This is a genomic window from Candidatus Pelagibacter sp. PS_16 (assembly GCF_059417965.1).
The window spans coordinates 1,282,590-1,292,872 of record NZ_CM182074.1; the positions used below are offsets into that span (position 1 = coordinate 1,282,590).

Below are 10,283 nucleotides of genomic sequence, written 5' to 3' on the forward strand. Positions count from 1 at the left end.
TCTAGGGGCCTTTTTTTTGTTCAAAAAAAGAAATACCCGCAAAGCCTGAGCAATTAATTAAGCTTAATTTTTTCAAATTATCTTTTTTAATACCACCAAGAGCTACAAATGGTTTTTTATTTAAAACAGATAATAGTTTAAATCTGTTAATACCCAGGTAATTTTTATTTTTTTTAAAAATTGAAGATAAAAAAATAGTATTAACATTTTGTAATTTTTTAGTGTTAATCTCATAAATATTATGAGCAGAACCTAAAATAATAAATTTTTTTGTTAAAGAATATGAGAGGTGTTTATTACTTTTATTAAATGAAGGGATATAAGCCCCGTCCAAATTAAGTTTAACAGATAACTTTATATTATTTGCTAATAAAAATTTATTACCTTTTTTTTTACAATAATTTTTAATTTTTATAATTAATTTTTCATCTACTTTTTGATTATAATTTCTATAAATTATTGTAGTTTTTTTATCTTGTTTATCTATGTGACTTTTGTCAAATTTATTAATAAAGTAATATCTATTTAAAATTTTATTATGCATAACACTGTTAAAAATTTAATTTATATAGAAGAGTGCATTAAATCAAAAGCAAATCATGACAAATTACCTACAATTATAGCGGTATCAAAAACTTTTCCTATTGAAAATATTTTACCATTAATAGAGCATGGCCATCTTCATTATGGAGAAAATAAGGTTCAAGAAGCCCTAGATAAATGGACTGACATAAAAAACCAAAATAAAAACATTAAGCTTCATTTAATTGGTAGACTTCAAACGAACAAAGTTAAATTTGCAATACAAATATTTGACTATATCCACTCTGTAGATAGTGAAAAATTAGCAATTAAAATTGCAGAAGAACAAGTGAAACAAGAAAAAAAACCTAGAATATTTATACAGGTAAATATTGGAAATGAACAACAAAAGTCAGGAATAAATAAAGAAAAATTAAGTGATTTCTTTAACTTTTGTAAAAATTTGAATTTAGATATTATTGGTACAATGTGTATTCCGCCGAATGATGGCAATGTTGAGAAATATTTTTCTGAGATGAATAAAATAAACCAAGAATTAAATTTTAAAGAATTAAGTATGGGCATGTCAGGAGATTATCAAGACGCAATTAAAAATAATGCAACATATGTCAGGGTAGGTTCAAAAATATTTGGTAATAGAAATTAACCTATTTTAATTTTAGTTTTTTTATCAATTAGTTTTAGTAAAATTTCAAAATCTATCTTTTTTAAAGCAATACATCCTGCTGTTGGTTTATAATCATCTGTTAAATGAATAAATACTGCACTCCCTTTACCTGGAGTTTTTTTTTCATTGTGACTAATTGAAATTATATAATCATATTTATGATCTTTTCTGTGTAGATTTTCTTTAAGCTTTTTATTGCTTGTATTAATTTCTTCATTATATTTTTTATGTTTCGGGTCATCACACCAAGCCATATCTTGTTTAATAATTTTTTTATTGATTTTGCATTTTGGAATACCAACACGATCTTTTCTAAAATATAATTTTCTTAAATTAAATGACCCTTTTGGGGTTGAATGATCACCCTCTTTTTTATTAGAATTTATGCCACCTTTTCCAATGCAGCATTTAAATTTAAAGTCGTCAATTATAAGAGTGTTTTTATTTGGTACATGAATTATCATAAGTAATATTAATTATAATTATGCAAAATGTTTTTATTATAAACTTTAATTCACTATATGAAATTTTAGATGAGATGAAAGAAAATTTATCTTTTAAAATTATAAATCTTAAAAATGATGAAGATTTAGAAAAGAAACTTGATTTAAATAAATTAGATTATTTAGTAATTTCAAAAACTAGTCATAAATTGTTAAGAAATATTAATATAACTGATAAAAATTTTTTAGACATTAATGATTTGCCTTTATCATTTAAAAAATTATTAGAATTAATAAATATTAAATTAATCAAATTAAAATTTAACCAACAGTCTAAGATTACAATTAAGGGCTATGAATTAAATTTAAATTCTAAATTTTTTTCTAAAGGAAATTTAAAATTAAAGTTAACAGAGAAAGAAATTGAAATTATTTTATATTTAAATGATAAAAAAATTAAACACAGTGTTGCAGATTTACAAAAAAATATATGGGATTACTCAGCAGACATGGAGACTCATACGGTAGAAACACATGTTTATAGATTGCGAAAAAAAATAAGTGATTTATTTAAAGACGAACAATTTATATTAAGCCATAAAAATGGTTATTTTATTGACTAAAATAGCTCAATCTAGTCTAGCACCAACTTTTTGGATTATCTTTGAAGACATTTCAGTTCCTTTTTCGAGACATTCTTTTGTTGAGATATTATTAATTAGTCCATGAAGAAATCCAGCTGCAAATAGATCTCCAGCACCTGTTAAGTCTACAATTTTTAAATTTGGTTTACTTTGACATTCTACAATTTCTTGATTTTTAATAGCAATACTTCCTTTTTTGCCACGTGTAACAATCAAAAGTTTCCCTAGTTGTTTACCAAATTCAATAACATCTTCAAAGCTTTTAGCATCAATTAATGATTTGATTTCTTGTTCGTTAGCAAAAGTAATATCAAGTTTATTTTGTACTAAGTCTAAAAAATCACTTTTATGTCTTTCGACACAAAATTGATCTGATAAGGACATTGCTTTAGTGTTAGAGAATAACATGGCTTTATCAAATGCCGACTTTGGTTCTCCCTTATCCCACAAATATCCCTCTAAAAATATCATTTCACTTTCTTGTATAGCTTTTTTATTAATATCATTTTGGTTAATTTTTCCAGCAATTCCTAAAAATGTGACCATAGTTCTTTCTGCATCAGGTGTGATTAAGATTAAACAAGTCCCTGTTGGTGAGATTTCTTTTTTTTTATTATAAAAATATTGAACTTTTTCTTTGGTTAGACCCTCTTCATATTTTTTTCCTAAATCATCATCATTAACCTTGCCTATGAACCCAACATCATTTCCTAATTGTGATAAGCCAACAATAGAATTTGCAACTGACCCACCAGATATAGTTTGTTTTATTTTAAGAGTTGATAAAAGTTTTTGGAATTCTGTCTCGTCAACCAGTTTCATGGTGCTTTTTGTTAATTGATTATTTATTAAATATTGGTCATCAACTTTACAAATGACGTCAACAATTGCATTACCAATTCCTAGTATTTTCATATTAAGCTTTTTTTATTTTAACTGGTTTTTTTCGATTAGGATAACAAGTCGTGCAAATTTTACAAGTCAAACCATAACATTCCCTCGCCTTACAAAATTCTCTTCCATAATAAATTATTTGTAAATGCAATTTGCTCCATGTTTCTTCTGGGAATATTCTTTTTAAATCTTTTTCAGTTTGAATTACATTTTTGCCATTTGTTAAACCCCATCTTTGAGCCAATCTATGGATGTGGGTATCAACTGCAAAAGCTGGAACCCCAAAACCTTGAGACATAACCACACTTGCAGTTTTATGGCCTACACCTGGCAGTTTTTCGAGCTCTTCAAAGCTCTTAGGCACTTTGCCCCCATGTTTTTCAAGAAGCTGTTTAGACATTAAATAAATGCTTTTAGCCTTAACTCGAAAGAGACCAATACTTTTAATCAATTTTTCTATTCGTTTTTTTCCTAATTTTACAAAATGCTCAGGCTTATTATATTTTGGATATATATTTTTAGTTACATTATTAACATTTAGATCAGTACATTGTGCTGATAAAAGAACTGACATTAAGAGAGTAAAGTTACTAGTATGATCTAGCGGGATAGGGGTTGTTGGATAAAGTTTATTTAAAATTTTTAGTATTTTTTTTGCTTTATCTTTTTCATCCATTATCTAAAGTTCAATAAATCTCTCATCGAATAAAGTCCTGGTTTTTTATTAATCAACCATTTTGCAGCAGTTAGAGCTCCATCTGAATAAAGTGCTCTATCAAAAGCTTCATGATTTAATTTTATTATTTCTTTTCCACTAGAAAATGTAACCTCATGTTCACCAATAATTTCACCTTTTCTAATTGAATTGAAATTAATTTTTTTTCCATAAGGAAAAGATTTTTTATTTAAAAATTTTTTACCCATTAAGTTATAAAGGTTTTTATTTTTTCCATCTGCAATTCCTTTTCCCAGCATTAAGGCTGTTCCTGATGGGTAATCTTTTTTGTGTTTGTGATGAACTTCAAATACCTTGCTTAAATATTCTTCATTTAGTGACTTTGAGGCAATTTCAGTTAAATACATTAATAAATTAACACCAAGGCTCATATTCCCAGCTTTTAAAATTGGAATGGTTTTTGAAAATTTTTTAATCAAGGCCTCTTCTTTTTGATTAAATCCCGTTGTTCCAATTACTACTCTTTTTTTTAATTTAGATGCAATTTTTAAAATATCTAAAGTACAGTTTGGGACTGTAAAATCTATTATTACATCAGTTTTTTTAAAAGCTTGTTCGGTGTTTACATCAAGCTTGATACCAGCAATTTTTTTACTGATAGCTTTATTTTCTGTTAGAGCAGTTAGTTTAAAGTTATTGTTATTTTTTGAAGATTTAATAAGCTGTTGACCCATTCTTCCTAGACAGCCAGAAATAGCTAAATTAATTTTTTTCATCTAGGAAAATATTAACCTTTTTTAGTTAATTAGTCTTTAGTTTTTCCAAAAACTTTTTGCTTTTTGAAAGAATTGTTTGATACTTGGATTGGACTTTTCATTTTCAATTTCTCTAAATTTTTCAAGTAACTCTTTTTGTTCTTTATTTAAAGAAATAGGAACTTCAGTATTTACTTGGACATAAAGGTCTCCATTTCCACTACCTCTCATATAAGGCATGCCTTTACCTTTTAGCCTAAATTGTTTTCCATTTTGAGTTCCATCAGGTATTTTAATTTTAGCTTTTCCACCATCAATTGTTGGTATCTCTATTGTGGTTCCTAAAGCTGCATCAGCAATGGATATAGGAAATTCAAAGAATAAGTTTTCATCAGACCTTTTAAATAAATCATGTGAATGAACATTTACAAATAGATAAAGATCACCACTTGCTCCACCTTTAGAACCTGCTTCACCTTTTCCAGCTAATCTAATCCTAGTTCCATCATCGACACCCTTAGGTATCGTAACTGATATTTTTTTGGAGGCTTGTTTGTTTCCTTGACCATTACAATCTGTACATGGATTTGTTATTTCTTCACCAGAGCCTGCACATTGAGGACAAGTTTGTTGAACTGTAAAAAAACCTTGGTTAGATCTTACTTTTCCATTTCCACCACAAACCGTACATCTATCTGGAGAATGACCAGGTTTAGAGCCATTACCTCTACAAGTATTACATTTTTCTGTAGTTGAGAATTTTATATCTTGTTTTTTACCCTCATATGCTTCTTCGAGGGTAATAGATAAATCATATCGAAGATCAGAACCTCTATTATTAGTTTTTCGTCTTCCTCTTGATTGTCCACCGCCAAAATCTCCAAAAAAATCTTCAAATATATCTGAAAAATCAGCTCCACCAAAACCACCACCAAAGCCTCCTCCTTGTCTGCCTCCACCACCCTCAAAAGCAGCGTGGCCAAAGTTATCGTAGTTTTGTTTCTTTTCTTTATCTGAAAGGATGCCGTAAGCTTCACCGGCTTCTTTAAATTTATCTTCTGAGGCTTTATCACCTGGGTTTTTGTCTGGGTGATATTTTACAGCTAATTTACGGTAAGCAGATTTTAATTCTTCAGGGCTTGCACTTTTGCTAACTCCTAAGACGTCATAAAAATCTCTTTTAGCCATAAGTTACTTTAAGATGATAGTTGCTGTAAGTCTTAGGCGCTTTTTTCTTTATCTTCTTCTTTGCCTTCTTTGCTTTCCTCTTTAACTTCTTCAAAGTCAGCATCAACTACATTATCGTCTTTTTTTCCTTCATCATTTTTATCACCTTCTTTTGGTGAGCCTTCTTTTTTCTCTTGAGATTTATAAATTGCTTCACCTAACTTCATAGAGGCTTGAACTAAAGTTTCAGTTTTCTTTTTAATTTCTTCGGTATCAGTTCCTTTAATAGCTTCTTTTAAGTCAGTTGAGGCATCTTCAATTGCTTTTTTATCAGCATCAGAAACTTTGGCACCATGCTCTTTTAGATTTTTTTCAGTAGAGTGTAAAAGAGTGTCTGCTTGATTTCTAACATCAACAGATTCTCTTTTCTTTTTATCCTCTTCTTTATTTGCTTCAGCATCTTTTACCATTTTTTCAATCTCTTCATCACTTAAGCCACCTGAGGCCTGGATTTGAATTTTTTGTTCTTTCCCAGTTCCTTTATCTTTAGCAGAAACACTCACAATTCCATTTGCATCAATATCAAAAGTTACTTCTATTTGAGGCACTCCTCTTGGAGCAGGCGCAATTCCAACTAGCTCAAAATTTCCTAACATTTTATTGTCAGATGCCATTTCCCTTTCACCTTGAAGCACTCTGATTGATACAGCAGGTTGATTGTCATCAGCTGTAGAAAATACCTGGCTTTTTTTTGTTGGTATTGTTGTATTTTTTTCAATTAATTTTGTTGAAACCCCACCTAATGTTTCAATTCCAAGCGATAAAGGTGTTACATCTAAAAGAAGCACATCTTTAACGTCTCCTTGAAGAACACCAGCTTGGATTGCAGCACCCATTGCAACAACTTCATCAGGGTTTACACTTTTATTAGGTTCTTTACCAAAAAAGTTTTTAACTTCAGATAGAACTTTAGGCATTCTTGTCATTCCACCAACCATTACAATTTCATCAATTTCACTTGCAGTAAGCCCTGCATCTTTAAGAGCAGTTTTACATGGAGGTAATGTTCTTGAGATTAAATCTTCAACCAAAGCTTCTAATTTTGCTCTAGTCATTTTTAGATTGATATGTTTTGGACCAGTTTTATCAGCTGTTATAAAAGGTAAATTAACGTCTGTTTGCTCTGCAGAAGATAATTCAATTTTTGCTTTTTCAGCAGCTTCTTTTAATCTTTGAAGAGCCAATTTATCTGATCTTAAATCAATTCCAGAATCTTTTTTAAATTCACCAATTAAATAATCAACGATTGTATTGTCAAAGTCTTCACCACCTAAAAATGTATCACCATTTGTAGATTTAACTTCAAATACACCATCACCCAACTCAAGGATAGAGACATCAAAAGTTCCACCACCAAGGTCATAAACAGCAATTTTTTTATTTTGTTTTTTATCTAAACCGTAAGCAAGAGAAGCAGCTGTTGGTTCATTAATAATTCTTAAAACTTCAAGGCCAGCAATTTTACCAGCATCTTTTGTTGCTTGTCTTTGAGCATCATTAAAATATGCAGGAACTGTAATTACAGCTTTCGTTACTTCTTGGCCTAAATATTTTTCAGCTGTTTCTTTCATCTTTTGAAGAATAAAAGCTGAAATTTGAGAGGGTGAATATTTTTCCCCTTTAGCTTCAATCCAAGCATCTCCCTTTTCTGAATTCACAATTTTAAAAGGTGCAGCTGCAATATCTTTTTTTACAGTAGGGTCTTCAAAACTTCTTCCAATTAATCTTTTTACAGCAAAAATAGTATTTTCAGGGTTAGTTACAGCTTGTCTTTTTGCAGGTTGACCTACAAGTTTTTCCCCATCCTCAGTAAAAGCTACAACCGAAGGAGTTGTTCTTGCACCCTCAGCATTTTCTAAAACTTTTGGCTGACTTCCTTCCATGATAGACACGCATGAATTTGTTGTTCCTAAATCTATTCCTATAATTTTGCTCATAATTTAATCCCTTTCCTTCATATAAGTGTTAATTTTCAATCTACAAGTTCTTACAATTATAATTAATTGTCTGAATTTTCTTTATTTTCCTCGCTTTTTTGATCATCTAGAGTTTTAGTTTTTTTTGAAACTCCGACTAATGCTGGTCTTAAAAGTCTATCTTTCATCATAAAACCTTTTTGAATTTCTTGAACTATTGTTCCAGGTTCTTTTTGATCATCATCAATTTCCATCATAGCTTGATGTTGATTGGGATCCAATTTTTTACCAATAGAAACAACAGGTGTAATTCCATTTTTTGAAAAAATTGACACCATATCTTTACTAATAATTTCAAAATGCTCTAAAGTTTTTTTTAAAGCTTCAGTATCTTTTAATACTTCATCACTTTCTAAAATTTGTTTTGACCTTTCAAGATTATCAATTAAATTTAAAGCTTCTTTTGCAAAAGAAAATCCACCATAATCAAAAGCATCATCTTTTTCTTTTTCAAATCTTCTTCTTTGATTTTCCATTTCAGCAAAAGTTCTAGTAAGCTTATCTTCTAACTCCTTAATTTTTTCTTCAGGCGTAACCTCTTTTACCTCTTCTGTTTTATCGGCTGAAATTTCTTGTTCTACTTGGTTTTGCTCCTCAGCTTCACTCTCTTTAATTTCTTCATTTTGGTTTTCAGAATTAATGTTTTGATCTTTTTCCATGACAACTTATATGGTATGAAATTTGATAATTGCTAGATGTTAAAGAATAAAATTATAAAATTGTTGGTAGGCACTAATAATAAAGGAAAATTAAGAGAAATTAAGGATTTATTACCTAAAAATGTTGAAATATACTCTCCACAGGACTTTAAAATAAAAAGCCCTCCTGAAAATGGCAAAACATTTAAGGAAAACTCCTTAATCAAAGCTAAATTTTTTTCTAAAAAATCAAAAATGACATGTCTATCTGATGACTCAGGTTTAGAAATAGATGTTCTAGATGGAGACCCTGGAATTTATTCAGCTAGATGGGGGGGTAAAAAAGGCGACTTTAAAAAAGCAATGTATAGAGTTTTTAAGGAGTTAGATAAAAAAGACAAAAATTGGCGAGAGAAAAAAATTAAGGCCAGGTTTATTTGTGCCTTAACCATTTATAATAAAAATAAAGAAATAATAAATTCTATTGGAAAGGTTGAGGGTTTTATTTCACCAGTTATAAAAGGTAAAAATGGTTTTGGTTATGATCCTATTTTCATACCTTTTGGAAAAAAAATTACATTTGGTGAAATGAGAGCATCACAGAAATATAAAATAGATCATAGATTTAAAGCTTTTAAAAAAATTAAAAAATTTTTTTAAATTCTCCATCTTCAGCTTTATAAAAATTTAAAATATGATTAATTTTATTGTTTTTAATTTCAAAAACTCCAACCTTTCCTTTAAACAAAGTTTTTTTAGTAAACATTTTTTTATCAATAACAGATTCGTTTTGAAGAATTAAATAATACACAAGCCCAACCAAGTCATAACTTAAAAATGATAATTGATTAGGGTACTGATTATATTTTTCAAAATATTCATTAGAAAATTCATCATAATTATCTTTATTTGCAGAGGGAAAATACAAGGGTTGTGAGCTTGTCTCTTTTAAAAGAGACTCATCAAACCATTGATTAAGAGTAATAAAATATTTTTCTTTAGGAGTTATATCCGTATAAAGCAGGGAAGTTGTTACGCTTTTTAAACTTTCATCAAAATCAGAAATTACCACTGAATCAAATTTTACACTACCAAGAGTATCTCTCTTTTTTAACCTTTCAATTAAGAGCTCTTTATTGCTTTGTTCCGATTTCTCTAGTCTATTTATTTCATCTTCAAGGTTTTGTTTTCTAATTTCATAACGTGTAATTTTTTCAATTTGTTTGGTAAGTTTAGTCGGGTCAGTATTATAAATATAATTTTCTAATATTTTTATTTTAGAATTAGAAATAGCTTTTTCAATTTCATTTTTAAAACCTACATCTGGAGTAAGAAAGATAGTTTTTTTTATTTCGTTTAATTCTATAAACTTCTTAATTGCATTTAGTTGTGAAGTTGCATTAATTCCAGCGTTAATAATGTTTTTGGAAAAATTATCATTCTTATTCGTTAGAGCCAAGAATGTTAATTCACTTAACTCACTTAGGTAAATTAGACTTTCGTTAAAAACTGGACCAATTACAATTTTTATTCCTGAATTAGCCAACTCTTTAGCTGCCTTTAAAGTGACCTCAGGGTTTGACTGCGTATCTTTTGGTATAATCTCAATTGATGCATTGTTAATTGTATTAATTGCAAGACGTGTAGATTTAATTATAGATTGTCCTATTTCAGAGTTCTTTCCAGTTAAAGGGACAAGAAGACCAATCCTAATTTTCTCATTTGCCAAGAGTGCTACTGGAGTAATTGAGAAACCAAAAGCTAAAAAAAGTATAATTTTAATAATTTTGTTCATTTTAATGTTATTATTATAACTATTA

Annotated in this window: 12 protein-coding genes; 3 read left to right on the top strand and 9 right to left on the bottom strand. The window is 28.8% G+C overall.

Translation table 11 applies throughout. From position 1 onward, the window contains the following. Position 1: 1 nt before the first annotated feature. Entirely contained in the window at positions 2–544 is a 543-nt protein-coding gene (locus AC5SL0_RS06780; RefSeq protein WP_494618220.1) for a thiamine phosphate synthase, read from the bottom strand. Between AC5SL0_RS06780 and AC5SL0_RS06785 the strand changes: the two genes are divergently transcribed. Further along, entirely contained in the window at positions 539–1,189 is a 651-nt protein-coding gene (locus tag AC5SL0_RS06785; RefSeq protein ID WP_494618221.1) for a YggS family pyridoxal phosphate-dependent enzyme, read from the top strand. The genes AC5SL0_RS06780 and AC5SL0_RS06785 overlap by 6 nt on opposite strands. Here the strand turns inward: AC5SL0_RS06785 and AC5SL0_RS06790 are convergent. Next, positions 1,186–1,674 carry a L,D-transpeptidase family protein gene (locus AC5SL0_RS06790; RefSeq protein WP_494618223.1) on the bottom strand — a complete coding sequence of 163 codons (489 nt, stop codon included), beginning with the start codon at positions 1,672–1,674 and terminating at the stop codon, positions 1,186–1,188. The two genes, AC5SL0_RS06785 and AC5SL0_RS06790, sit on opposite strands and share 4 nt — an antisense overlap. Before the next feature lie 20 nt (positions 1,675–1,694). Here AC5SL0_RS06790 and AC5SL0_RS06795 point away from each other — a divergent pair, with 20 nt between their 5' ends. Further along, on the top strand, positions 1,695–2,276 hold the full coding sequence (locus AC5SL0_RS06795) for a helix-turn-helix domain-containing protein (protein WP_494618224.1): 582 nt from the start codon (positions 1,695–1,697) through the stop codon (positions 2,274–2,276). A gap of 6 nt (positions 2,277–2,282) precedes the next feature. Here AC5SL0_RS06795 and AC5SL0_RS06800 read toward each other — a convergent pair whose 3' ends face one another. The 6 genes from AC5SL0_RS06800 to AC5SL0_RS06825 form a co-directional block, all read right to left on the bottom strand. Next, positions 2,283–3,212 (bottom strand): adenosine kinase, encoded by a 930-nt coding sequence (locus AC5SL0_RS06800; RefSeq protein WP_494618226.1) that lies wholly within the window; start codon positions 3,210–3,212, stop codon positions 2,283–2,285. A 1-nt stretch (position 3,213) separates the two neighbouring features. Then, the gene (gene nth / locus AC5SL0_RS06805) at positions 3,214–3,867 is read right to left on the bottom strand and encodes an endonuclease III (RefSeq protein WP_494618228.1); all 654 of its coding nucleotides are present in this window, start codon (positions 3,865–3,867) and stop codon (positions 3,214–3,216) included. Beyond that, a complete protein-coding gene (gene dapB / locus AC5SL0_RS06810; RefSeq protein ID WP_494618230.1) occupies positions 3,867–4,643 on the bottom strand; it encodes a 4-hydroxy-tetrahydrodipicolinate reductase in 777 nt (258 codons plus the stop codon). Before dapB ends, nth begins: the two co-directional genes overlap by 1 nt. Positions 4,644–4,679: 36 nt before the next feature. Next, entirely contained in the window at positions 4,680–5,810 is a 1,131-nt protein-coding gene (gene dnaJ / locus AC5SL0_RS06815; RefSeq protein ID WP_494575091.1) for a molecular chaperone DnaJ, read from the bottom strand. Between the two features lie 32 nt (positions 5,811–5,842). Then, positions 5,843–7,786 carry a molecular chaperone DnaK gene (gene dnaK, locus AC5SL0_RS06820; RefSeq protein ID WP_006997539.1) on the bottom strand — a complete coding sequence of 648 codons (1,944 nt, stop codon included), beginning with the start codon at positions 7,784–7,786 and terminating at the stop codon, positions 5,843–5,845. A 62-nt stretch (positions 7,787–7,848) separates the two neighbouring features. Beyond that, positions 7,849–8,484, bottom strand: coding sequence for a nucleotide exchange factor GrpE (locus AC5SL0_RS06825; protein WP_494618232.1), 636 nt, complete (start codon positions 8,482–8,484; stop codon positions 7,849–7,851). A 36-nt stretch (positions 8,485–8,520) separates the two neighbouring features. On the opposite strand from AC5SL0_RS06825, the gene rdgB reads away from it, so the two are divergent. Next, a complete protein-coding gene (gene rdgB / locus AC5SL0_RS06830) occupies positions 8,521–9,123 on the top strand; it encodes an RdgB/HAM1 family non-canonical purine NTP pyrophosphatase (protein ID WP_494618233.1) in 603 nt (200 codons plus the stop codon). Here rdgB and AC5SL0_RS06835 read toward each other — a convergent pair. Beyond that, complete coding sequence (locus AC5SL0_RS06835) at positions 9,107–10,258, bottom strand: ABC transporter substrate-binding protein (protein ID WP_494618235.1); 1,152 nt, start codon at positions 10,256–10,258, stop codon at positions 9,107–9,109. The genes rdgB and AC5SL0_RS06835 overlap by 17 nt on opposite strands. Between the last annotated feature and the right edge of the window lie 25 nt (positions 10,259–10,283).

What these genes read in the sequence shown, in the direction of transcription:
- AC5SL0_RS06785 (WP_494618221.1), top strand. Translation starts at nt 539, where the DNA reads ATGCATAACACTGTTAAAAATTTAATTTATATAGAAGAGTGCATTAAA.
- AC5SL0_RS06780 (WP_494618220.1), bottom strand. Translation starts at nt 544, where the DNA reads ATGCATAATAAAATTTTAAATAGATATTACTTTATTAATAAATTTGAC.
- AC5SL0_RS06790 (WP_494618223.1), bottom strand. Translation starts at nt 1,674, where the DNA reads ATGATAATTCATGTACCAAATAAAAACACTCTTATAATTGACGACTTT.
- AC5SL0_RS06795 (WP_494618224.1), top strand. Translation starts at nt 1,695, where the DNA reads ATGCAAAATGTTTTTATTATAAACTTTAATTCACTATATGAAATTTTA.
- AC5SL0_RS06800 (WP_494618226.1), bottom strand. Translation starts at nt 3,212, where the DNA reads ATGAAAATACTAGGAATTGGTAATGCAATTGTTGACGTCATTTGTAAA.
- nth (WP_494618228.1), bottom strand. Translation starts at nt 3,867, where the DNA reads ATGGATGAAAAAGATAAAGCAAAAAAAATACTAAAAATTTTAAATAAA.
- dapB (WP_494618230.1), bottom strand. Translation starts at nt 4,643, where the DNA reads ATGAAAAAAATTAATTTAGCTATTTCTGGCTGTCTAGGAAGAATGGGT.
- dnaJ (WP_494575091.1), bottom strand. Translation starts at nt 5,810, where the DNA reads ATGGCTAAAAGAGATTTTTATGACGTCTTAGGAGTTAGCAAAAGTGCA.
- dnaK (WP_006997539.1), bottom strand. Translation starts at nt 7,786, where the DNA reads ATGAGCAAAATTATAGGAATAGATTTAGGAACAACAAATTCATGCGTG.
- AC5SL0_RS06825 (WP_494618232.1), bottom strand. Translation starts at nt 8,484, where the DNA reads ATGGAAAAAGATCAAAACATTAATTCTGAAAACCAAAATGAAGAAATT.
- rdgB (WP_494618233.1), top strand. Translation starts at nt 8,521, where the DNA reads ATGTTAAAGAATAAAATTATAAAATTGTTGGTAGGCACTAATAATAAA.
- AC5SL0_RS06835 (WP_494618235.1), bottom strand. Translation starts at nt 10,258, where the DNA reads ATGAACAAAATTATTAAAATTATACTTTTTTTAGCTTTTGGTTTCTCA.